The sequence below is a fragment of the Superficieibacter sp. 1612_C1 genome (assembly GCF_015234305.1).
Classification (GTDB): domain Bacteria; phylum Pseudomonadota; class Gammaproteobacteria; order Enterobacterales; family Enterobacteriaceae; genus Superficieibacter.
Map to the genome: position 1 here is coordinate 162,201 of NZ_JADGMI010000004.1, position 22,406 is coordinate 184,606.

The 22,406-nt window shown below is 53.6% G+C and carries 19 protein-coding genes and 1 pseudogene; 7 read left to right on the forward strand and 13 right to left on the reverse strand.

Going from position 1 to position 22,406, the window contains the following annotated elements; all coding sequences use genetic code 11:
- The first annotated feature begins 45 nt into the window (after nt 1-45).
- Together INT84_RS14830 and yhhY are read left to right on the forward strand one after the other, a co-directional pair.
- Nucleotides 46-1,305, forward strand: coding sequence for an MFS transporter (locus INT84_RS14830; RefSeq protein ID WP_194207401.1), 1,260 nt, complete (start codon nt 46-48; stop codon nt 1,303-1,305).
- Nucleotides 1,306-1,527: 222 nt separating this feature from the next.
- Nucleotides 1,528-2,016 (forward strand): N-acetyltransferase, encoded by a 489-nt coding sequence (yhhY, locus tag INT84_RS14835; RefSeq protein ID WP_194207402.1) that lies wholly within the window; start codon nt 1,528-1,530, stop codon nt 2,014-2,016.
- Between the two features lie 1,843 nt (nt 2,017-3,859).
- On the opposite strand, the gene ggt is transcribed toward yhhY, so the two are convergent.
- Nucleotides 3,860-5,593 (reverse strand): gamma-glutamyltransferase, encoded by a 1,734-nt coding sequence (ggt, locus tag INT84_RS14840; RefSeq protein ID WP_194207403.1) that lies wholly within the window; start codon nt 5,591-5,593, stop codon nt 3,860-3,862.
- 123 nt (nt 5,594-5,716) lie between these two features.
- Between ggt and INT84_RS14845 the strand changes: the two genes are divergently transcribed.
- Nucleotides 5,717-6,097, forward strand: a complete 381-nt coding sequence (locus tag INT84_RS14845; protein WP_176919425.1) for a DUF2756 family protein — start codon at nt 5,717-5,719, stop codon at nt 6,095-6,097.
- Here the strand turns inward: INT84_RS14845 and ugpQ are convergent.
- The 10 genes from ugpQ to livK all read right to left on the reverse strand — a co-directional run bounded on the left by ugpQ (nt 6,094) and on the right by livK (nt 16,224).
- Entirely contained in the window at nt 6,094-6,837 is a 744-nt protein-coding gene (ugpQ, locus tag INT84_RS14850; RefSeq protein WP_194207404.1) for a glycerophosphodiester phosphodiesterase, read from the reverse strand. The genes INT84_RS14845 and ugpQ overlap by 4 nt on opposite strands.
- On the reverse strand, nt 6,834-7,907 hold the full coding sequence (locus INT84_RS14855) for a sn-glycerol-3-phosphate import ATP-binding protein UgpC (RefSeq protein ID WP_194207405.1): 1,074 nt from the start codon (nt 7,905-7,907) through the stop codon (nt 6,834-6,836). The genes ugpQ and INT84_RS14855 overlap by 4 nt, the downstream gene beginning before the upstream one ends.
- Nucleotide 7,908: 1 nt before the next feature.
- A complete protein-coding gene (gene ugpE / locus INT84_RS14860; RefSeq protein ID WP_194207406.1) occupies nt 7,909-8,754 on the reverse strand; it encodes a sn-glycerol-3-phosphate ABC transporter permease UgpE in 846 nt (281 codons plus the stop codon).
- On the reverse strand, nt 8,751-9,638 hold the full coding sequence (gene ugpA, locus INT84_RS14865) for a sn-glycerol-3-phosphate ABC transporter permease UgpA (protein WP_194207407.1): 888 nt from the start codon (nt 9,636-9,638) through the stop codon (nt 8,751-8,753). The genes ugpE and ugpA overlap by 4 nt, the downstream gene beginning before the upstream one ends.
- 232 nt (nt 9,639-9,870) lie before the next feature.
- Nucleotides 9,871-11,187 (reverse strand): sn-glycerol-3-phosphate ABC transporter substrate-binding protein UgpB, encoded by a 1,317-nt coding sequence (gene ugpB, locus INT84_RS14870; RefSeq protein WP_194207408.1) that lies wholly within the window; start codon nt 11,185-11,187, stop codon nt 9,871-9,873.
- Nucleotides 11,188-11,386: 199 nt separating this feature from the next.
- Entirely contained in the window at nt 11,387-12,100 is a 714-nt protein-coding gene (gene livF, locus INT84_RS14875; RefSeq protein ID WP_194207409.1) for a high-affinity branched-chain amino acid ABC transporter ATP-binding protein LivF, read from the reverse strand.
- A gap of 1 nt (nt 12,101) precedes the next feature.
- Entirely contained in the window at nt 12,102-12,869 is a 768-nt protein-coding gene (gene livG / locus INT84_RS14880; protein ID WP_194207410.1) for a high-affinity branched-chain amino acid ABC transporter ATP-binding protein LivG, read from the reverse strand.
- Nucleotides 12,866-14,143: a branched chain amino acid ABC transporter permease LivM gene (gene livM, locus INT84_RS14885; RefSeq protein WP_176919433.1), complete on the reverse strand. Its 1,278-nt coding sequence runs from the start codon at nt 14,141-14,143 to the stop codon at nt 12,866-12,868. Before livM ends, livG begins: the two co-directional genes overlap by 4 nt.
- The gene (gene livH, locus INT84_RS14890) at nt 14,140-15,066 is read right to left on the reverse strand and encodes a high-affinity branched-chain amino acid ABC transporter permease LivH (RefSeq protein WP_176919434.1); all 927 of its coding nucleotides are present in this window, start codon (nt 15,064-15,066) and stop codon (nt 14,140-14,142) included. Before livH ends, livM begins: the two co-directional genes overlap by 4 nt.
- Before the next feature lie 48 nt (nt 15,067-15,114).
- Nucleotides 15,115-16,224, reverse strand: coding sequence for a high-affinity branched-chain amino acid ABC transporter substrate-binding protein LivK (gene livK, locus INT84_RS14895; protein WP_194207411.1), 1,110 nt, complete (start codon nt 16,222-16,224; stop codon nt 15,115-15,117).
- A 422-nt stretch (nt 16,225-16,646) separates the two neighbouring features.
- Here livK and panM point away from each other — a divergent pair, with 422 nt between their 5' ends.
- The 4 genes from panM to INT84_RS14915 all read left to right on the forward strand — a co-directional run bounded on the left by panM (nt 16,647) and on the right by INT84_RS14915 (nt 20,766).
- On the forward strand, nt 16,647-17,030 hold the full coding sequence (panM, locus tag INT84_RS14900) for an aspartate 1-decarboxylase autocleavage activator PanM (RefSeq protein ID WP_194207412.1): 384 nt from the start codon (nt 16,647-16,649) through the stop codon (nt 17,028-17,030).
- 271 nt (nt 17,031-17,301) lie between these two features.
- Nucleotides 17,302-17,844 (forward strand): LemA family protein, encoded by a 543-nt coding sequence (locus INT84_RS14905; protein ID WP_176919437.1) that lies wholly within the window; start codon nt 17,302-17,304, stop codon nt 17,842-17,844.
- 3 nt (nt 17,845-17,847) lie between these two features.
- Complete coding sequence (locus tag INT84_RS14910) at nt 17,848-19,890, forward strand: DUF2207 domain-containing protein (RefSeq protein ID WP_194207413.1); 2,043 nt, start codon at nt 17,848-17,850, stop codon at nt 19,888-19,890.
- 291 nt (nt 19,891-20,181) lie between these two features.
- Nucleotides 20,182-20,766 (forward strand): shikimate kinase, encoded by a 585-nt coding sequence (locus INT84_RS14915; protein ID WP_194207414.1) that lies wholly within the window; start codon nt 20,182-20,184, stop codon nt 20,764-20,766.
- Between the two features lie 157 nt (nt 20,767-20,923).
- Here INT84_RS14915 and INT84_RS24225 read toward each other — a convergent pair.
- Nucleotides 20,924-21,076: pseudogene (locus INT84_RS24225) on the reverse strand (DUF1778 domain-containing protein); the annotation flags it as partial.
- 153 nt (nt 21,077-21,229) lie between these two features.
- Nucleotides 21,230-22,333: a branched chain amino acid ABC transporter substrate-binding protein LivJ gene (gene livJ, locus INT84_RS14925; protein ID WP_103675794.1), complete on the reverse strand. Its 1,104-nt coding sequence runs from the start codon at nt 22,331-22,333 to the stop codon at nt 21,230-21,232.
- Between the last annotated feature and the right edge of the window lie 73 nt (nt 22,334-22,406).

Sequence of the window (22,406 nt, forward strand, 5' to 3'; positions counted from 1 at the left end):
GCAGGCCTGGCAAACCTGCCTGTTGTGACTCTAAGGACAACAACCATGTACTACATGAAAAACACCAATTTCTGGATGTTCGGGCTGTTCTTTTTCTTTTACTTTTTTATCATGGGAGCCTATTTCCCTTTCTTCCCCATCTGGTTGCATGATATCAACCACATCAGCAAGAGCGACACGGGGATTATTTTTGCCTGCATCTCCTTTTTCTCTTTGTTATTTCAGCCGATTTTTGGCCTGCTGTCCGATAAGCTGGGGTTGAGAAAACATCTGCTGTGGATCATTACCGGTATGCTGGTGATGTTCGCCCCCTTCTTTATTTATGTGTTTGGTCCGCTGCTACAAACCAATATTCTGCTGGGATCGATTGTCGGCGGGATCTATCTGGGATTCATCTACAACGGCGGCGCGCCGGCGATTGAAGCCTACATCGAGAAAGTGAGTCGCCGCAGTCAGTTTGAATTTGGACGGGCGCGCTTATTCGGCTGCATCGGCTGGGCACTGTGCGCTTCTATCGTCGGCATTATGTTCACCATCAACAACCAATTTGTCTTCTGGCTTGGCTCCGGTTGCGCGGTGATCCTCGCGATCCTGCTGTTTATCGCTAAGCCGCAAGCGCAGCCTTCAGCGCAGGTTGCTGATTCGCTGGGCGCAAACCATTCACCGTTCAGCTTCCGACTGGCGCTGGAGCTGGTTAAAAACCCGAAACTCTGGTTTCTGTCGCTGTATGTGGTCGGCGTCTCCTGTACCTATGACGTTTTCGACCAGCAATTTGCCAACTTCTTTACCTCGTTCTTTACGACGCACGACCAGGGGACCCGTGTCTTTGGCTACGTCACCACGATGGGCGAACTGCTTAATGCCTGCATCATGTTTTTTGCGCCGCTGATTGTGAACCGCATCGGTGGGAAAAATGCGCTGCTGTTAGCCGGTGCGATCATGTCAGTGCGGATTATCGGTTCGTCATTTGCATCCTCGCCGCTGGAAGTGATTATCCTGAAGACGCTGCATATGTTCGAGATCCCCTTCCTGATCGTCGGCTGCTTTAAGTACATTACCAGCCAGTTTGAAGTGCGTTTTTCGGCGACGATTTACCTGGTCTGCTTCTGTTTCTTCAAACAACTGGCCATGATGTTTATGTCAGTATTGGCAGGATACATGTATGACAAGGTGGGCTTCCACGGCGCGTATCTGGTGCTGGGTTTGGTGGCGCTGGCCTTCACCGTGCTATCCATCTTTACGCTAAGCGGCATGGGTCCGCTGGCGGCAATCCGCTCTTTTGGTAAGCGAGAAACGCTGGCCTGAGGGTAAAAAAAAGCCAGCACGCGGCTGGCTAAGATAATACTGGAAGCAATGTGAGCAATGTCGTGCTTTCAGGTTCTCCGTGAAGGACTCCCTGAACGCATGACAATAATAATCATTATCATTCGCACTTGTCTACCCCTTTTTTAAAAATTTTGGTGGTTGACAGCGTTGTGAAAGTCATTGATGTTAAAGGGGACTTCTAACTCACTGAGGATAAAAGGAATGAGCGATATCGTGATACGCCACATCGAAACGCGCGACGCAGAAGCATTACGTCAAATCAATGCGCATCCCGAGGTGTATCCTGATCTGCTACAACTTCCCTATCCTTCCGTCGAGCTGTGGCAAGAGCGGCTAAAACCCCAGCCCGGTCTTCGTCATCTGGTGGCCTGTATTGATGAGCAGGTCGTCGGACATCTGGCACTGCGCATTGAACAAAACGCGCGTCGCGGTCACGTTGCCAGTTTTGGTATCAGTACCGCGCCTGATTTTCGCCAGCGCGGCGTAGGATCGGCTCTGATGCGCGAAATGGTAAGCCTCTGCGATAACTGGCTGCGTATTGAGCGGATCGAATTGACGGTGTTTGTTAATAATCCTGCTGCGGTGGCGCTGTACCAAAAGTTCGGCTTTGAAATTGAAGGCACCGGCAAGAATTACGCGCTGCGTAATGGTCAATATGTGGATGCGTATTTTATGGCGCGGGTGAAATAATTTGCTGGTTACGAAAAGCGGTAATAAACAGCGCTCCCTGGTAATATACCGAAAATGGTCAGGGGTCGCCCCCTGACCGGCTCCGGGCGCGTTGCCAGTGCGGCCTGCACCCCGTTTAATGGCCGCCGTTATTTACGGCGGCGGGCGAGGTAAATCAGGATCAGACCGGATAACACACCCGCAAGGGTGCATACCGTCAGATCCTGCAACATCGCCATTAACACGTGCTGCATCGTATAGCCTTTTCTGGTTGCACTGGCAACCGTTCGCGGCTATTCTTGAATTGTTGGTTTTCAAAGAATCGCCCTCGTAAGTTGCCTTAAAACAACGTGCGAGGGTTTTTTCTTTCCAGCAATGACGCCGCCGGGGTTAAAGCCCCCGCAACGTTGCGCCTGGTCAGCGAATGGCTGACGTAACGTTATTTTACTCCGGTGTCTTATTTATTCCCAGTAAATACTTTTATAGCGATGACTTATCGATATTTTATTTATCGGATGAAGTAATAACATTCTGGCTATAAAAGGAACATTAATTCCCCAGCACTATGTTATCTGGTTTTAGCAGATCTAATGAAATATAAACCCCGTGCATGAAACACATGAGTATCATTACAATAAATAATTACTGTGAAATATTTTCGTTATTTTATGCAAGCGTTTACTAAAAAACCGAAAATGGTCAGGGGTCACCCCCTGACCGGCTCCGGGCGCGTTGCCAGTGCGGCCTGCAACCCGTTTAATGGCCGCCGTTATTTACGGCGGCGGGCGAGGTAAATCAGGAGCAGCCCGGATAACACACCCGCAAGGGTGCACACCGTCAGATCCTGCAACATCGCCATTAATACGTGCTGCATGGTATAGCCTTTTCTGGTTGCACTGGCAACCGTTCGCGGCTATTCTTAACTTGTCTGGAGATAAGAATTGCCCTCGTAAGTTGCCTTAAAAACAACGTGCGAGGGTTTTTTCTTTCCAGCAGTGACGCCGCCAGGGTTAAAGCCCCCGCAACGTTGCGCCTGGTCAGCGAATGGCTGACGTAACGTTATTTTACTCCGGCGTCTTATTTATTCCCAGTAAATATTTTGTATGGTGAAGGCTTATCGAAGTTTTATTTATCGGTTCCAGTAATAACGTTCTGGATATAAAGCGCCCATCAGTTATCCATTAATACGTTATCACGCTTTAGCAGACCTGACGCCAGATGAAATTAACTGTCCGAATGATTAACAATAAAAGTAAAATGAATTATATATCGTATATATAAAATATATATGCATTATTACAATAAATAATCATTGCGAAACGTGCATGTTATTATTTTATGCAAGCGTTTACTAAAAAACCGAAAATGGTCAGGGGTCACCCCCTGACCGGCTCCGGGCGCGTTGCCAGTGCGGCCTGCAACCCGTTTAATGGCTGCCGTTATTTACGGCGGCGGGCGATATAAATCAGGATCAGCCCGGATAACACCCCCGCAAGGGTGCACACCGTCAGATCCTGCAACATCGCCATTAACACGTGCTGCATGGTATAGCCTTTTCTGATTGCACCGGCAACCGTTCGCGGCTATCCTTGAATTGCTTGGGTTCAAAGAGTCGCCCTCGTAAGTTGCCTCAAAAACAACGTGCGAGGGTTTTTCTTTACCAGCAATGACGCCGCCGGGGTTAAAGCCCCCGCAACGTTGCGCCTGGTCAGCAAAAACGCTGACGTGGCGCTATTCTACTCCGATATCCGGCCTCTTCGCTTGTGCAACAAATGCTTACCGGGAATATTCTTCAATGCGGATATGCTGGACTTATCTGCGGCCCGTTCTCACACTCCAGATGTCGGTTGAGCCGCAGACACCGTTAATATCCCGCCGTCAAATCATCCACCGACCGCGGATCGGATGCGCCATACAGCGTGCCGTCCGGCCCAACCATAATACTTTGCGTGCTGCCCATTGATTCCTTCACCGCCACTTTCTGCCCCTTTTGACCCAACAGTTTCAGCGTATCCGGGCTAAAGCCTTTTTCTACCCGCAGTTCATCCGGCAGCCACTGATGATGAAATCGCGGCGCGTTTGTTGCTTCGGCGACGTTCATCCCGAAATCGATGCTATTCACTACCATTTGCAGCACGGTCGTGATAATCCGGCTGCCACCGGGGCTGCCGGTCACCAGCCAGGTTTTGCCATCTTTAACAACGATGGTTGGTGACATGGATGACAGCGGGCGTTTTTTCGGCCCTACTGCGTTGGCATCGCCGCCAACCAGACCATAGACGTTAGGCACTCCGGGCTTGGCGGAGAAATCGTCCATCTCATTATTCAGCAGAATACCGCTATTGCCCGCGACGATCCCGGTGCCGAAAATAGTATTCAGGGTATAGGTCACCGCGACGGCGTTGCCATCTTTATCCACCACCGAGAAATGGGTAGTTTGATTACTTTCATACGGCGCAAGTTTGCCCGGGCGAATTTCGCTGGAGGGCTTAGCCTTATTAACGTCAATCTGTTGGGCAATGGATTTGGCGTAGTCTTTATTGGTCAGCGCCTGCCACGGCACTTTCACAAAATCCGGATCGCCCAGATATTCCGAGCGGTCGGCATAAGCGTATTTCTCCGCTTCCGCCATCACCTGCATGGCATCCGCGCTGCCGAAACCGTATTTCGTCAGGTCAAAGTTTTCCAGGATATTGAGGATCTGCACGATGTGGATCCCGCCCGAAGAGGGTGGCGGCATCGAAAAGACCTGATAGCCACGATAGTCGCCGCTGATGGGGGTGCGCTCCACGGCGCGGTAAGCCGCTAAGTCCTCTTTGGTAATAAGACCGCCGTTCTTACTCATCTCCTGCGCGATTTGATCGGCAATCGCGCCCTTATAAAACTCAGATGGACCGTTTTCGGCAATCATCTCCAGGCTATGCGCCAGGTTTGCCTGCACCAGCTTATCGCCTTTTTTCAGCGGCTCGCCGTCTTTCCAGAAGATAGCCTTGCTGTTCTCATAATTCGGTAACACTTCACTGCCATAGGTTTTCAGATCGTCCGCCAGCGCGTCGTTGACCACAAAACCTTCTTTCGCCAGCTTGATGGCCGGACGTATCACTTTATTGAGCGGCAACGTGCCGTATTTCTCCAGCGCCAGCGAGAAGCCGGCGACCGTGCCCGGCGTGCCGGACGCTAAGTGTGAAGTCAGCGATTTTTTGCTGTCCGGGTTGCCCTGATCGTCAAGGAACATATCCCGCGTGGCACCGGCCGGAGCCATCTCACGGAAATCAATCGCGGTCGTGTTGCCGTCTTTGGTACGCAGCAGCATAAAGCCGCCGCCGCCGAGGTTGCCCGCCTGCGGATGCGTCACCGCCAGCGCATAGCCGACTGCCACGGCGGCATCCACCGCATTACCACCCTCTTTCAGGATATCAACGCCTACCTGCGTCGCCATTTCATCCACCGAGGCGACCATACCCTGCTTCGCCACCACCGGATGAAAGACATCGGCCTCAACGCCGTAAGAGACTGGCGGTGCCGCCGTCACGCCAAAACATCTTCCTGCCATCAGGGCAGCAACCGCCACCCAGCGCAAAAACGTCGGTTTCATCATCGTTTTTCTCCAGAGATATGAGGGATGAGTCCCCGCTTAAGCCTGGTCCACAATGCTTAAAAGATCATCGTTTTGACGGAAAGCGATTACACTTAAGAGAATCTACTGGAGGAGGAAAAGCAGATGAAACGACTTTTACTTCTGTCGCTTTTTGTACCCGCTGTCGTTCTGGCGCAGCCACTGAACACCATGAATAACCCGAATCAGCCTGGCTACCAGATCCCCAGCCAGCAACGGATGCAAACGCAGATGCAAAATCAGCAAATCCAGCAGAAAGGGATGCTGAACCAGCAGCTCCAGACGCAGACGCGTATGCAGCAGCAACATCTGCAAACGCAGATGAATAACAACTCGGAGCGGCTGCTTCAGAACCAGCCGCATGAGCAGGTACTGCCGAACACCAACGGCGGCATGTTGAGCAGCGGTCAGCAACATATGCTGACCGAGAAAAAGAACGGCGACATGCTGAATAATACCGTTACGCCGTCGTCTTCGGTGCGTTAATCTGGCTGGAAATCTGGCCCGATCAGGTCAATGCGATCGGTACAAATGCAGTCCACGCCCCAGCGCAGCAATTGTGCCGCGCGCTGGGGCTGGTTGACGGTATACACGAGGATGCGTAAACCAGCGTCGCGTAACGCGCCCACCCGTCCTTCATCCAGCAACGTATGATTAAGATGAATCGACACGCAGCCCAGCCGCGAAGTTAGCTCGCGCCAGTCGTCGCGCCACTCATCCAGCAGCAGCCCGCGCGGCAGTTCCGGAGCCACTTCCTGTGCTGCTTCCAGCGCGTCAATCTCAAAGGAAGAGAGCAGCGGCGCGGTCATGCCCTTCCACAGTTCGCGCGCGGCAAGCGCCACAACCTTGCCGGTTTGCGGTCCACTACCGGTGGTGGGTTTAATTTCGATATTGGCCATCATGCCGTGTTCATGGCAGCGATCCGCCACCTGCGACAGCAGCGGTAGCGGCTCGCCTTTAAATTCGCCGCTAAACCAGCTTCCGGCGTCAACGTTGAGCAGCTCATTCCACGTTAAGTGTCCTGCCACGCCCCAGCCGTTACTGGTGCGTTCAAGATTGTCGTCGTGCAGCAAAAAAATCTGCCCGTCCCGCGACAGCTTGACGTCAAACTCGATCATCGTATGCCCCAGTTGCGCGCCAACATCAATGGCGGCAAGAGTGTTTTCCGGAGCCAGTTTACCGCCACCGCGATGGGCGACAATGTGAGGATAAGGCCAGTTACTCATACGCGTTGTCCCGTTTCACCATCAAAAAGATGCAAATGCGCTTCCGCCATATGCAGCCACAGCGTACTGCCTGCCACTGGCCGCTCTTTATGCGCCAGGCGCACAACCAGCTTTTGCTCGCCCCAGCGCCCGTGCGCCAGGTTATCTGCGCCCAGCATCTCCAGCGTATCCATCACCAGCGGCACGCCGCCTTCCGCCTGCGAGCTTAGCGCAATATGCTCGGGACGAATACCCAGCGTCATTTTACGCCCGGCATAGCCGCGATAATACCAGTTGATTGGCAACGCCATCCCGCTTTCCAGTTCAAAATGACTGCCGGAGTTGCTGATGCGCCCCTCCAGCAAATTCATCGCCGGGCTGCCGATAAAGCTCGCCACAAAACGACTGGCCGGTTTTTCATAGACCTCTACAGGCGTGCCGATTTGTTCTACCACGCCTTTATTCATCACCATGACCCGCTGAGCAAGGGTCATCGCCTCCACCTGATCATGCGTGACGTACAGCGAGGTGGTTTTCAGGCGCTGATGTAAATGTTGCAGCTCAAGGCGCATCTGCACCCGCAGTTTGGCGTCAAGGTTAGAGAGCGGTTCGTCAAACAGGAAGACCGCCGGATCGCGCACGATTGCCCGCCCCATCGCCACGCGCTGACGCTGACCGCCGGAAAGCTCACGCGGACGTCGTTTCAGCAGGCCGTCCAGCTCCAGAATCCGCGCCGCCTCTTTCACCCGCTCGGCAATATGTCCTTTCCCCATGCCGCGTATTTTCAGGCCCCAGGCCATGTTTTCTTCCACGCTCATATGCGGATACAGGGCGTAGTTCTGAAACACCATCGCGATACCGCGATCTTTCGGCTCAGTTTCCGTCACTCGCTGCCTGTCGATCCAGATATCGCCGCTGGTCACGCGCTCCAGCCCGGCCACCATCCGCAGTAACGTCGATTTCCCACAGCCGGACGGGCCGACCATCACGATAAACTCGCCGTCCGCCACGTCTACGGTTAGCGGCTGAATAACCTGGGTTTTTCCGCCGTCCCAGCTTTTGGTGACTGCCTGTAATTTTAAACCTGCCATCTTATTTCTCACTGTCGACGAGGCCACGCACAAACGCGCGCTGCATGGCTAACACAATAATGACCGGTGGGATCAGCGTCAGTAGCATCGCCGCCATCACCTGATTCCACTGCGTCGTCCCTTCCCCGGTGGCAATCATCCCTTTGATACCCGCCACGGCGGTGCCCAGGTTAACGTCGCTGATAATCAGCAGCGGCCACAGATACTGATTCCAGCCGTAGATAAAGGTGATCACAAACAGCGCCGCCAGGTTGGTACGCGAGAGCGGCAGCACAATGTCGCAGAAGAAGCGCATTGGCGATGCGCCGTCGATACGCGCCGCTTCCATCAGTTCATCCGGCAGGGTCATAAAAAACTGGCGGAACAGAAACGTTGCGGTGGCCGAGGCCATCAGGGGCAGCGTCAGGCCCGCATAGCTGTCGAGCATTTTCAGGTTGGCGATCACTTCCACCGTCGGGAAAATACGTACCTCCACCGGCAACATCAGGGTGATAAAAATCATCCAGAAGAACAGATTACGTAGCGGAAAGCGGAACCAGACGATGGCGAACGCAGAGAGCATCGAGACGGCGATTTTGCCCACCGTGATGCTGAACGCCATGATGAAACTGTTGAGCATCATCCGCCAGAACGGCGCGCTGTTGACGCCCACGCCGTTGACCCAGATGGTTTTCATGTTTTCCAGCAGGTGCGTGCCGGGGATCAACGTCATCGGCGTGTCAAACACCGCCTGGTTATCCAGCGTCGCCGCGACAAAGGCGACGTACAGCGGAAACAGGATCGCCACGATCCCCAGGATCAGCATGGTATGGCTGAATATCGTCAGCCCGCGACGATTCTCAATCATTGGTAGCGCACCTTACTTTCAACGTAGCGGAACTGGATCACCGTCAGGATGATAACCAGGAACATCAACACCACCGACTGAGCGGCGGAGGCGGAGAGATCCAGTCCGGCAAAGCCTTCGCGATAAATTTTGTAGATTAACGTCGTGGTTGCCTGTACCGGCCCGCCTGCGGTAGCGGCGTCGATCACAGGGAAGGTGTCGAAGAAGGCATATACCAGATTGACCACCAGCAGGAAGAAGCTCACCGGCGCAATCAGCGGTAGCGACAGTTTAAAGAAGCGGCGTACCGGCCCCGCGCCGTCAATTGCGGCGGCTTCCACCAGCGAGCGGGGAATGGATTGCAGCGCGGCGAAGAAGAACAGGAAGTTATAGCTGATCTGCTTCCAGACCGAGGCGAACACCACCAGGAACATTGCCTGACCGCTATTTTGCGCGTGATTCCAGTCATAGCCGAATGATGCCAGCGCGTGCGTGATTAGCCCGCGTCCGGGGTTGAACAAAAAGATCCACAAGACGGCCGCGACTGCGGGCGCGACAGCGTAGGGCAGCAGCATCAACGTCTGGTAGAAGCGGCTACCTTTGACAACGTAATCCACCAGCGCGGCGAAAAACAGGGAGACGATCAGGCCACTGAAGGTGACCAGCGCGCTGAATTTTATCGTCGTCCAGAAGGAGTCAAGGTAATAGCTGTCGTGAAACAGGGCGACAAAGTTAGCCAGCCCGACGAACTGACTGGAGAAGCCGAATGGATCGACGCTTTGCAGCGAGTACCACAGCGCTTCGCCCGCAGGCCAGATAAAGAATATAACCGTAATGATCAGTTGCGGGGCGACCAGCGCATAGGGTAACCAGCGGGAACGGAATACCGGACGGGATGATGACATAAATCGACTCTTTCCAGAAAATGCCGGGTGGCGGCTTCGCCTTACCCGGCCTACAGGGTGCATAACGCAGTATCGTAGGCCGGGTAAGCGCAGTGCGTACGTAGTATCGTAGGCCGGGTAAGCGCAGCGCCACCCGGCATTTTAGCGCTCGTCGGCCGGAGAACGCGCAACCACCTCCGACGTTTAAACTCTCAATGCCGGACAAAACGAAGCCGCACTCCGGCATTTCACATTACGATTTCGTCGACTGCTCAAAGCGGCGCAGCAGTTGATTACCACGCTCTACCGCCGCATCCAGCGCCTGCTGCGGGGTTTTCTTGCCGGTCCATACGCTTTCCAGTTCTTCATCCACAATGGTACGGATCTGGGGCATATTGCCCAGACGCAGCCCTTTGGTGAACGGCAACGGCGGCTTGTTCAGCATCTGACGGGTAGCAATATCCGCGCCCGGATTCTTGTCATAGAACCCTTGCTTGCGGGTCAGGTCATAAGCGGCTGTCGTGATCGGCAGATAGCCGGTTTTCTGGTGCCATTCCGCCGCGTTTTCCGGCTTCGCGAGGAAATCGAGGAACTTCGCCACGCCGGTGTAAATGTCTTTATCTTTACCCTGCATCACCCACAGGCTGGCCCCGCCGATAATGGCGTTCTGCGGCGCGCCTTTTACGTCCGCATCATATGGCATCATCCCCACGCCGTAGTTGAATTTGGCATAGTGGCGAATATCAGCCAGCGAGCCGGAAGAGGCGGTGGTAATGGCACAGTCACCGTTATAGAACTTCTCGGTCGATTCGTCCTTACGTCCGAAGTAGCTGAAATCGCCCTTCTTATTCAGATCTTCCAGCAAGGCGATATGCTTAACCTGCTCTGGCTTGTTGAACTCCAGCACCGCATCGGTGCCGTCGAAGCCGTTGTTTTTAGTCGCGACCGGCAGACCATGCCAGGCGCTGAAGTTTTCGATCTGGATCCAGCCCTGCCAGCCGCTGGCATAGCCGCATTTCATGCCCGCGGCTTTCAGCTTCGCGGTATATGCCGCCAGATCCTGCCAGGTTTTCGGCGGCTGCTCCGGATCTAAACCGGCTTTTTTAAAGGCGTCTTTGTTGTAATACAGGACGGGGGTGGAACTGTTGAACGGCTGGGACAGCAGATGCCCGGTTTTTGAATCGGTGTAATAACCAGACACGGTCGGCACAAACTGCGACTCGTCGAAGTTAATACCCGCATCTTTAAACACTTCATATACCGGTTTGATCGCCTTCGACGCCATCATGGTCGCTGTACCGACTTCATAAACCTGCAAAATGGCAGGCGCGTTGCCGGTACGAAACGCCGCGATACCCGCGCTCAGGCTCTGTTCGTAGTTGCCTTTATAGGTCGGCACAATTTTATAATCCGGATTGGCCTGATTAAAACGCTGCGCCAGAGAATCGACTTCTTTACCCAGTTCCCCTTCCATTGAATGCCAGAACGGAATGGTGGTAACGGCAAGGGCGTTGCCAGCAAATGCCAGACTTAGCGCCATTCCCAATGCTGTATGTCGTAACGATGTCATTCGCTTATCTCTCTTGTTGTGCCGGATGCGCGGAATCACGCGTTTCGTGTTCGCGAATTAACATGACATGTGCGAATGACAGAAAAATAACTGTTTGATGACGAAGAAATGACAGCCAGGCGTCGGGGAGATGATGGATTGATGAAAGTTAGATGGCGGGAAATAGCCCGGCAAGCGCAGCGCCACCGGGCAAAACGACTTACCCGCCCAAATACGCGCTTCTCACCGCCTCATTCGCCAGCAGGGCGTCACCGGTATCGGACAGCACCACGTGACCATTTTCCAGCACGTAGCCGCGGTCTGCCAGCTTCAGTGCCTGATTGGCGTTCTGCTCGACGAGGAAGATAGTCATTCCCTGCTCGCGCAGTTGCTCGATGGTATCGAAAATCTGCTGGATGATGATCGGTGCCAGACCCAGGGAAGGTTCGTCCAGCAATAGCAAGCGCGGCTGGCTCATCAGCGCGCGGCCTATCGCCAGCATCTGCTGTTCGCCGCCGGACATGGTGCCCGCACGCTGAATACGGCGCTCGTGCAGGCGCGGGAACAGTTCATAAACCCACTTGATACGACTCTGGAACTGGTCGCGATCGGCAAAGAAGCCGCCCATCGCCAGGTTCTCTTCTACCGTCATACGCGAAAAGACGCGACGCCCTTCCGGGACAATCGCCACCGCCTCGCGCATAATTTTCGCCGTTTGCCAGTCAGTAATGTCTTTACCGTCAAACACAATACGACCGCTGGTTGCGCGCGGATCGCCGCACAGGGTGCCGAGCAGCGTGGTTTTTCCCGCGCCGTTCGCGCCGATCAGGGTGACGATTTCGCCCTGATTAATCGTCAGGCTGACGTCATGTAGCGCCTGAATTTTACCGTAGTGGGCGCTCACGTTATCGAAGGACAACATCTCTTTTTCCATCTTATGCCTCACCCAGGTAAGCGCGGATCACGTCCGGGTTATTACGAATTTGCTCCGGCGTGCCACTGGCCAGCGGCGTGCCCTGATTGACGACATAAATGCGGTCGGAGATGCCCATCACCAGCTTCATATCATGCTCAATCAGCAGGATGGTGGTGTTGTGGTGACTGCGTAACTCCACGATTAGCTCGTCCAGTTCTTTGGTCTCTTTCGGGTTCAGACCCGCCGCCGGTTCATCCAGCATCAGGATCTCCGGCTGCGTGACCATGCAACGGGCGATCTCCAGACGACGCTGATCGCCATACGCCAGGTTGCTGGCCTGGCGGTTGGCGTGTGCTAACAAACCAATACGCTCCAGCCAGGTCGCCGCACGATCCAGCGCCTCGCTCTGGGCGCGACGGAAGGACGGCGTTTTCAGCAGGCCGGAGAAGACGCCGCTTTTCAGTTGCTGATGCTGCGCCACCAGCAGGTTTTCAATCACCGTCATCTCACGGAACAGACGCACATGCTGGAAAGTTCGTACCACGCCCATCCGCGCAATTTGCTGGCCCGGCAGCCCTTCCAGATGCTGATCGCGCAGCATAATGGTGCCGCCGGTCGGTTTATAGAACCCCGTCAGACAGTTAAAGACCGTCGTTTTCCCTGCGCCATTGGGGCCGATAAGCGAGACGATCTCCTGTGGATGCAGTTCCAGCGAGACGTTATTGACCGCCAGCAGGCCGCCAAAACGCATCATCAGGCCGTTAACGGATAATAATGGCTGACTCATGCCTGCTCTCCTTTCGCCTGACCGTTTTTCAGTTTTAGCTGCGGACGGGTCATCGGCAGAAGCCCCTGCGGACGCCAGATCATCATCAGAACCATCAAACCACCCAGCATCAACATGCTGTATTCGTTAAAATCACGCATCAATTCGCGCGATACCACCAACAGGACCGCCGCCAGGATCACCGCAAATTGCGATCCCATGCCGCCCAGTACCACAATCGCCAGTACAAAGGCCGACTCGGCGAAGGTAAACGATTCCGGGCTGACGAATCCCTGGCGTGCAGCAAACAGCGTACCGGCAAAGCCTGCGAACGCGGCGCTGATGGTAAAAGCCGTCAGCTTAATACGCGTCGGGTTCAGGCCCAGCGAGCGGCAGGCGATTTCGTCTTCGCGCAGCGCTTCCCACGCGCGGCCCAGCGGCATCCGCAGCAGACGGTTAATCACGAACAGCGAGAACACCACCAGCAGCAGCGCCACCAGATAAAGGAAGATCACCCGGTCAGATGGATCGTATTTCACGCCAAAAAAGTTGCTGAAGGTATCCCAGCCACCCTCGCGCGCGCTGCGGCTGAACTCCAGACCAAACAGCGTCGGTTTCGGGATCTGACTGATACCGTTCGGGCCACCAGTGACTTCGGTATTATTAAGCAGCAGGATACGGACGATTTCACCGAACCCCAGGGTCACGATTGCCAGGTAGTCGCCGCGCAGGCGCAATACCGGGAAGCCGAGCAGGAAGCCCGCCGCCGCCGACACCAGCCCGGCCAGCGGCAGGCAGGTCCAGAAGCCGAGACCGTAATAGTGATTCAGCAACGCGAAAGTGTAGGCACCGATGGCATAGAAACCGCCGTAGCCAAGTACCAGCAGGCCAGACAGCCCGACCACCACGTTCAGCCCCAGGCCGAGAATAATGTAGATCATAGTCAGGGTGGCGATATCCACCGTCCCGCGTGAGACCATAAACGGCCATGCCACGGCAATCACCAGCAGCGCCAGGAGAAACAACTTTTGCTTAACCGTTGAGCCATCAATCGCTGGCAGGACAAACTTCGGCCCCGAGACGCTTTTCAGCGACTTCTGGACCACCGGGCGCAGCATCTGGAAGAAAAACACCACCGCCGTACCGATAAAAATCCACTGCCAGCGGATGTCCGCCGCCGTATCAACCACCAGTTTCGTCCCGTTCAGCTCCAGTTGAACGCCCATAAAGACGCCGGCGAGCACGAAGAACATCGCGGCAGAAAGCAGCGCCATCGCAAAATGCATCGGTTTCATACTTTCTCTACCTCCGGGCGGCCCAGGATACCGGTTGGCATAACCAGCAGCACCAGAATCAGCAGAGCAAACGACACCACATCTTTATATTCCGTACTCAGGTAGGCGGAGGAAAGCGCTTCGGCCACGCCCAGAATCAGGCCGCCGATCATCGCCCCCGGAATGCTGCCGATGCCACCGAGCACTGCGGCGGTAAAGGCTTTCATCCCGGCCATAAAACCGATGTAAGGGTTAATCACGCCGTAGAACTGTCCGAGCAGCACACCCGCTACCGCCGCCATTGCCGCGCCGATAACGAAGGTCAGCGCAATCACCCGGTCGGTATTAATGCCCAGCAGGCTTGCCATTTTCAGGTCTTCCGCACAGGCACGACAGGCACGTCCCATCCGCGAATAGCGGATGAAAATCGTCAGCGCCAGCATTGCCACGAAGGTCACAATCCAAATCACCAGTTGCATGGTGGTAATGGAGGCAGAGAAGTTTTCGCTGCTGCCGACGGTCCACTGGCCGTTAAACAGGCTGGGCAGCGCCACATCGCGCGAGCCTTCGGTCAGGCTGACGTAGTTTTGCAGGAAGATCGACATCCCGATGGCGGAGATCAGCGCAATCAGGCGCTTGGAGCTGCGCACCGGGCGGTAGGCCACCCGTTCGATGCTCCAGCCGTAGGCGCTGGCAATCACAATGGCCCCGATGAACCCGGCGGCCACCAGCAGCCAGCCGGTATCAATACCCATCATCATCAGCGCGGCGATGATCATGAAGGAGACGTAGCTACCAATCATGTAAACCTCGCCGTGGGCGAAGTTGATCATGCCGATAATGCCGTAAACCATCGTATAGCCGATGGCGATCAGCGCGTAGGTGCTTCCCAGCGTGACGCCGTTAAACATCTGCTGCAAGAAATAGAGAAACTGCTCGGACATAAAATAACCTTTCTCAACCCGCCCGGACGGAGCCAGGCGGCGGGACTATTATTTGGCTGCCGTGGAAGACCCATCGGCGTGCCACTGGAAGACACCAAACTCAAATCCCTTCAGATCGCCTTTTTCATCCCAGTTCAGCGGCCCAATCACGGTATTTGCCCCGTGCGCTTTCAAATCTTTCACTAAATCCAGCGGTTCCTGACTGCCGCTGCGATCCATTGCCGTTGCCAGCGACTGCACGGCAGCGTAGGTGATCCAGACGTAAGGTCCGCTCGGATCTTTTTTCTCCGCCGTCAGCGCATCAACGATACCCTTGTTTGCGGGATCCTGGTCATAACGTTTTGGCATTGTGACCAGCATCCCTTCCGCCGCATCGCCGGCGATGTTGGAAAGCGAGGCGTTACCCACACCTTCCGGTCCCATAAACTGCGTTTTCAGGCCGACGGAACGCGCCTGGCGCAGCATCTGCCCCATCTCCGGGTAGTAGCCGCCGTAATACACGAAATCGATATTCTCTTTCTTCAGGCGGGCGATCAGCGCGGAGAAATCTTTTTCCCCGGCGGTGATGCCATCAAAGAAGACAATATTGGCATTGCCTTTTTTCAGGCCATCCTGCACCGAACGCGCCAGCCCTTCGCCATACTGCTGCTTGTCGTGAATAATGGCGATACGTTGCGGCTTCACCGTTTCCAGAATATATTTTGCAGCGGTCGGCCCCTGCGACGAATCCAGCCCGGCGGTACGCATGATGTACTGATAGCCTCGCTGGGTCAGTTCAGGGTTAGTTGCTCCCGGCGTGATCATCAGAATGCCTTCATCTTCATAGATATCAGAGGCAGGCTGCGTTGAGGAGGAGCAGAGATGACCGATAACATACTGGATGCCGTCATTAACGATTTTGTTGGCGACGGCCACCGCCTGTTTTGGATCGCAGGCATCGTCATATTCCACGCCGACCAGCTTGTTGCCCTTTACGCCGCCTTTAGCATTAATGTCTTTAATCGCCTGGCGTGCACCGTTGAACTCCATATCGCCCCACTGGGCTACCGGACCGGACATCGCGCCGACGACGGCGACTTTAATGTCATCCGCCATCGCGGTGTGTGAGCACGCCAGCGCAATGATGCCTGCAATAAGTGTTTTTGCATTCCTTTTCATACTTCTGAATCCCCGTTCGTGATGATGTAAATATTTTGTTTTTTTATGGTTAAAAAGCATTCTGTACTTTTTGTAAACAACGCTACTTTTACCAGCATCTTTAATGGTTTAGCACTGTTTTCTGGCGCAATCCAGACTAAAATCTCTATATTTCAGTCGATTAAGCAGAGATAATATTCTGTATTAGGGCGGAGATAAACAAAAAAAGTCCGCATCGCAGCATAAAATAACGGGACAATACGCGGAATAAAATGCTACCTGTCAGGTTAAAATTCTGCTTATTTTTCGATCCTTACTGTTTCACGCTGCGCTTTGGTCTTGTCAAAAATTAATCACCTGATAAATGCTTCAAAAAAGAGAAAGCGTATGCCTGAGGAAAATGAGTAAAATCGTCATACTTTTTTGCTTTGGATATGCCGCTAATGAAACTGACTATCATCCGCCTGGAAACACTGAGCGCTCAGGATTATGTCGATTTGGGTAAAATCTGGCCGGAGTATTCACCCTCTTCGCTACGCGTTGATGATACTCATCGTCTCTACGCGGCGCGCTTTAATGAGCGTCTGCTTGGCGCAGTCCGCGTAACGTTAAGCGGTACCGAAGGTGCACTGGATTCCCTGCGCGTGCGCGAAGTGACCCGCCGTCGCGGCGTAGGTCAGTATCTGGTGGAAGAGATTGTGCGCGATAACCCTGACATCGCCTCATGGTGGATGGCAGATGTCGGCGTGGAAGACCGGGGCGTGATGGCGGCGTTTATGCAGGCGCTGGGCTTTACCGCGCAGGCGAACGGCTGGGAGAAGCGGTAGTTCACCTTTCGACGCTGCCGGAGTTTGCGATCTTTTTCCAGAACCCGGCTCATCCAGATACTGCTTGAGCATAAGGAACACCAGGCAAAGATCTTGCGCAAGTGCCGCCCGCCGCTGTTGGGCGGAGCGTATTTGCGGTCCTGCAATCCGCTATATCTACCTATTAAAATTCACAGGTACATCCAGCGGACATTTTCTCGCCGCCGACGATATAATCTTTGACAGCGAATAACCCGCCTGATGGGTCAGGCGCTGGACAAGGACTCAATACATGGAAATTTATATCGGGCTCGCCGTCATTGCCGTGGTGCTGGTCTGGATGATCATTCTCTATAACCGCTTTATCACCCTGCGTCGCTACAAAGACGAGGCATGGAGCGGTATAGCCGTGCAGCTTAAGCGTCGACATGAGCTCGCCCCCAACCTGTTTAATCTGGTCAAACGTTATGCTGAGCATGAAAAAACGCTGCTGGAGGAGATAGCGCGCCAGCGTGGCGAACTGGTCGGCTCTCCACGGCAGATTGCCGACAACGAACAGCGCTATTCAAAAACGCTGGGCCGGATATTCGCCCTCGCAGAAGCCTGGCCAGAACTCAAAGCCAGCGAAAACTTTCTCTCCTTACAACAGGCGCTTGCCGAAATAGAAGAACATCTCCAGCTTGCCCGCCGCTATTTCAACGGCACCGTACGCGACTATAACATTCTGGTCGAATCGTTCCCCAGCCTGCTGCTGGCTCGCCTGTTTCATTTTAAAACGGAAGACTTCTTCGAACTTGACGATCCTGAAGAAGCTAAACTGCCCCGGATGGAGTGAGGCATGCCTGAGTTGTTTACACGGATACTGCGCGTTTCAGGATGGCTATTAGTGCTGTTTATTGGCCTGCTCCCTGTCACGGCCATAAGTGAAAGCATTAACAACGCGCCACCGCTTTCTTTGCAAAAGTCCCGCCTGGTGCCCGCCTATGAGCACATTCTGTCATTCGATTCACGGGCGCGCTTTAACCCTGATGGCAGCATGGAGATGCAGGAAAATATTAAAGTGCTCGCGCTGGGGAAAACGATCCGACGCGGCATATTTCGTACGCTGCCCCTGACATGGAACCGCCAGGACGGCAAAATTTTTACCGTTAACTATGCGATTAAGTCGGTATTACTGAATGGCGTCGCAGAACCCTACAGCACAGACCCGTCTGCGAAGACGCTGACCGTCCGTATTGGCAACGCCGAACGCGTCCTTAAGCCGGGGATCTATAACTATGAGATCCGCTATCAGGTCAGCAACCATTTCAGCCGTTTTCCCGGCTGGGATGAACTTTACTGGAACGTCACCGGTAACGACTGGGCGTGGCCGGTCAGTAAAGCCAGCTTTCATCTGGAGCTTCCTGACGCCGCCAGCCACCTGAATGCGGAGGGTAAAGACGCCCGGCTGCGCTCCATTGATGTCTATACCGGCGCGCGCGGAGAAAAAGATCACAACGCCCTGATTTTCCCCGATGGCGACGTACTAACGTCACGAGCTCTGGCGGAGGGTGAAGGGCTGACCGTCGTCTATACGTGGCCTCGTGATATTCTTGCCAGCGCGCCTGCACCAAAGGCCGTTCAGCCGCTGATACATCTGCTGTTACCTACGCCTGAAACCAGCGTGATCTGGATCCCGCTACTGCTTATGGTGTTTTACTATGGGTACTGGTGGCGCAAAAACATCACCGCGACGGGTCTGAAAATGCCGCCGGTGATACCGCTGTTCGCCCTGCCGGAAACAATGTCGCCGGGTTATCTGCGTTATCTCACCCAACGTAAGTATGACGATGTGGGGTTCAGCAGCGATCTGCTGGGACTGGTTGCCAAACGGGCTGCAAAGCTGACGAAAAAGAGCAAATCCGGGAAAAAATGGTCTTCCTCTTCTGTTGATGAACTGTGGTTTTCCCGCCTGCCTGACGAAGAGAATCCGCGATTAAATGCTGATGATAAAAAGCTGTCAGAGATGATTTTTAGCGGCAGGCGGAAGAATATCGATCTCAATAAAGTCCATCAGCGCCCACTAATAAAAGCCCGCAAATGGCTAACAAAACATCATGAAGAGCAGCATATGCACCTCTTCCGTCCGTGGAGCAAGCCGCTGCTGTATTGCATCTCTATTGCGCTGCTGATACCGGTGGTGTGCGGCGTCTGGTTTTCGCCTCTGGCCGCCGTGCTTGCTGTACCGGGCCTGTTATTTTTACTCATCGGCCTCCCACTAGTGATTTTTTTAGTGAAATTTTTATGTAACCCACTGAAAACGTTACGCACCTGGGGCGGCGTTCCTGTCTTTCTGGCGCTTATCTTTGGTCCTTTTGCCACTTTTGGTGCCGGAGCCTTTATAACTGGCGCATCGCCCATCACCCAGCTTCCTGCCGGATACATCGGCGCATGGCTGGCTGCCATCGTGCTGTGCACAATTATTGGCTGGAAAACGCCCCGCTATACACAGCGCGGGCTGAATGAGTTAGCCGTTGCCAAAGGTCTGAAGCGCTATCTCAAAACGGCGGAAAAGCATCGTTATCAGGTGCTCTATCCACCCGAGCAGATGATCGCTCACTTTGAAAGCCTGCTACCGGTCGCCCTGGCGCTGGACACAGGCAAAACCTGGGCGAACACCTTTGCAAACTATCTGGCCAGCACTGGTGCGATATCAGAGGTCTTTGAAAACGCAGACTGGGGGAACGTGCATCACTTTAGTCAGGCGTGCCATAGCGCATCTGAAGAGAAATCCAGCAGTACAGGAGGCGGATCGTCAGATTCTGGTTCCAGCGGTTCAGGATCGTCAGGCGGAGGATCGTCCGGCGGCGGATCAGGTGGGGGCGGTGGCGGTGGCTGGTAAACCGGAGCAGGTGAATCTCTTTGCTGTTCTGACAGCCGACATCATGTCCCAGGCAATGGCTGTTTGCCGAAACGCTGGTGGGTTTTCGCGATGCGTTTATGCCCCATCGCGATCACTATATTATGAGGGCAATGAAAACTATGACTCACGACCTGGTTGTTACTGAATAAATTATGCGACCCACTTCACGCTTACACAACAAAATTGATGTTCTCATATAGCTCTTAATTAAAAATATCTGACTCCGGGAGTGTTATTTTAAATGCTGGATGTAATGACAATGTGGGGTATATGAAAGATCACATTTTTCTAATAGGACCCGGAGGCGCAGGTAAAAGTAGCGTTGGCAAAACTCTGTCTGGCATACTCGGATATACTGCGATAGATCTCGATGATGAGTTCTGTGAAAGGATAATGAATATCAGAGAGTATATAGCCCTTAATGGCTATGAATCCTATATTGAACAGAACTCCGCATTATTAAATAAATTACTTATTGAGTACTCTGGTCATAGCGCATTATTTATTCTTTCTTCAGGATTTTTATCCACCGACATTCGTGCGGATATAGTAAATGATAACAAAAGAGTAGTAAGAGAAAATGGAATTTCTGTGTTGATAATGCCCTCGCCAAATTATGATGAAGCATTGAATTGTATTTTAGACCGCCAACTTAATCGAGGTTTGTCTTTATTTAAAGAAAAAGAAGAAGAAAAATTCAGCCAACGGTTTCATGAATATATAGAGATGGGCGATCTGCAAATATTTTCAATGGAAAAGCCTGACCGGATAGCTGAAAAAATAGCAAATGAACTTAGCAGTCGCTACGCCTACAGGCTGAACCTTTCTAAGGTTTACCCCACAAGAGAAATATAAATTCAACAGGGCCATCGCTGTTTTATCATGTCGAAGAGGAGAGCGTTTTGTCTATGGTCAGACGTCCGAGCGTGATGCCGGTTACGTTTCAATTCGCCGCAATCAAATCCGTTAAGGTTATATTCTGTCGCGTCACAAAAAGCGCAATAATGAAATCGTCCACGCTTTGTAGACGCCCGGCTGCTTTTTTCAGTTTTTCATTGGGTGCAGGCGAGCTGCTGAGTGCATCCATCACACGCGCCCACGATTCATCATTCAGGGCCATCCGACGATGTTGATCAATCACCTGTGCAGCACGTTCAGACCCGCTGCGCTGCTTCTTTAACAAAGGCATAGTTCCTCTCAATATGTACAATATTAATCCGTACATGCGGTAATGCCAGTAAGCGTATTATTCAACATGGAGGCAGAAGAGTTACCAACGGAATACCCTCCCCTTAACGGAGAGGGTTAAGCAAAATCATTACTTCGCGTCGGTCGCCGTACCGTTGGCGTGCCAGTCGAAGACGCCGAACTCAAAGCCTTTCAGGTCGCCTTTCTCATCCCAGGACAGCGGCCCCATCACCGTCTCGACTTTATTCGCCTTCAGGTATTTAGCGATTTCTTCCGGCTCGTCAGACTGGTTCAGACCGGCCTGGAGAGATTGCAGCGCCGCGTAGGTGGTCCACACGAATGCGCCGCTCGGATCTTGTTTCTTCGCTTTAATGGCATCCACAATCGGTTTGTTCGCCGGAACCTGATCGTAGTTCTTCGGCTTGGTCACCAGCATCCCTTCGGCAGAATCACCGGCGATGTTAGACAGCGAGACATTCGCTACCCCTTCCGGTCCCATAAACTGCGTTTTCAGACCCGCCGCGCGCGCCTGGCGCAGGATCTGACCCATTTCCGGGTGATAACCGCCGTAGTAGACGAAATCAATGTTTTCTTTCTTCAGACGCGCCACCAGGGTGGAGAAATCTTTCTCGCCCGCGGTGATACCGTCGAAGAACACCACGTTCGCGTTGCCTTTCTTCAGGTTGTCCTGAACCGCGCGCGCCAGACCTTCGCCGTACTGCTGTTTATCGTGAACAATCGCGATACGCTGCGGCTTCACTTTCTCAAGGATATATTTCGCGGCGGTCGGCCCCTGATCGGAATCCAGACCGGTAGTACGCAGGATCAGTTTGTAACCACGGGCGGTCAGTTCCGGCGCGGTTGCCGCTGGGGTGATCATCAGAATGCCTTCGTCTTCATAGATATCCGACGCGGGCTGAGTTGAGGATGAGCACAGGTGGCCGATAACATATTTGATGCCGTCGTTAACCACTTTGTTCGCCACCGCCACCGCCTGTTTCGGGTCGCAGGCATCGTCATATTTTACGATGGTCAGTTTGTTGCCTTTCACGCCGCCTTTGGCGTTGATATCGGCGACGGCCTGTTCAGCGCCGGTAAACTCCTGGTCGCCATACTGCGCTACCGGGCCTGACATTGCGCCAACCACGGCCACTTTAATGTCTTCAGCCAGCGCCATGTTGCTTAACGACAGCGCGATACATCCTGCCAGTAACGCTTTACCCTTCATTTTCATCCTGAGATTCCCCATTATTGCGGTTATTACGTGTGTTGTGATGTTGTTATGCGACACATTATTTTGATTGTAA

What these genes read in the sequence shown, in the direction of transcription:
- INT84_RS14830 (WP_194207401.1), top strand. Translation starts at nt 46, where the DNA reads ATGTACTACATGAAAAACACCAATTTCTGGATGTTCGGGCTGTTCTTT.
- ugpE (WP_194207406.1), bottom strand. Translation starts at nt 8,754, where the DNA reads ATGATTGAGAATCGTCGCGGGCTGACGATATTCAGCCATACCATGCTG.
- INT84_RS14915 (WP_194207414.1), top strand. Translation starts at nt 20,182, where the DNA reads ATGAAAGATCACATTTTTCTAATAGGACCCGGAGGCGCAGGTAAAAGT.
- INT84_RS14855 (WP_194207405.1), bottom strand. Translation starts at nt 7,907, where the DNA reads ATGGCAGGTTTAAAATTACAGGCAGTCACCAAAAGCTGGGACGGCGGA.
- livK (WP_194207411.1), bottom strand. Translation starts at nt 16,224, where the DNA reads ATGAAAAGGAATGCAAAAACACTTATTGCAGGCATCATTGCGCTGGCG.
- INT84_RS14845 (WP_176919425.1), top strand. Translation starts at nt 5,717, where the DNA reads ATGAAACGACTTTTACTTCTGTCGCTTTTTGTACCCGCTGTCGTTCTG.
- yhhY (WP_194207402.1), top strand. Translation starts at nt 1,528, where the DNA reads ATGAGCGATATCGTGATACGCCACATCGAAACGCGCGACGCAGAAGCA.
- livH (WP_176919434.1), bottom strand. Translation starts at nt 15,066, where the DNA reads ATGTCCGAGCAGTTTCTCTATTTCTTGCAGCAGATGTTTAACGGCGTC.
- INT84_RS14910 (WP_194207413.1), top strand. Translation starts at nt 17,848, where the DNA reads ATGCCTGAGTTGTTTACACGGATACTGCGCGTTTCAGGATGGCTATTA.
- livM (WP_176919433.1), bottom strand. Translation starts at nt 14,143, where the DNA reads ATGAAACCGATGCATTTTGCGATGGCGCTGCTTTCTGCCGCGATGTTC.
- livJ (WP_103675794.1), bottom strand. Translation starts at nt 22,333, where the DNA reads ATGAAAATGAAGGGTAAAGCGTTACTGGCAGGATGTATCGCGCTGTCG.
- panM (WP_194207412.1), top strand. Translation starts at nt 16,647, where the DNA reads ATGAAACTGACTATCATCCGCCTGGAAACACTGAGCGCTCAGGATTAT.
- ugpQ (WP_194207404.1), bottom strand. Translation starts at nt 6,837, where the DNA reads ATGAGTAACTGGCCTTATCCTCACATTGTCGCCCATCGCGGTGGCGGT.
- ugpA (WP_194207407.1), bottom strand. Translation starts at nt 9,638, where the DNA reads ATGTCATCATCCCGTCCGGTATTCCGTTCCCGCTGGTTACCCTATGCG.
- ggt (WP_194207403.1), bottom strand. Translation starts at nt 5,593, where the DNA reads ATGATGAAACCGACGTTTTTGCGCTGGGTGGCGGTTGCTGCCCTGATG.
- ugpB (WP_194207408.1), bottom strand. Translation starts at nt 11,187, where the DNA reads ATGACATCGTTACGACATACAGCATTGGGAATGGCGCTAAGTCTGGCA.
- livG (WP_194207410.1), bottom strand. Translation starts at nt 12,869, where the DNA reads ATGAGTCAGCCATTATTATCCGTTAACGGCCTGATGATGCGTTTTGGC.
- livF (WP_194207409.1), bottom strand. Translation starts at nt 12,100, where the DNA reads ATGGAAAAAGAGATGTTGTCCTTCGATAACGTGAGCGCCCACTACGGT.
- INT84_RS14905 (WP_176919437.1), top strand. Translation starts at nt 17,302, where the DNA reads ATGGAAATTTATATCGGGCTCGCCGTCATTGCCGTGGTGCTGGTCTGG.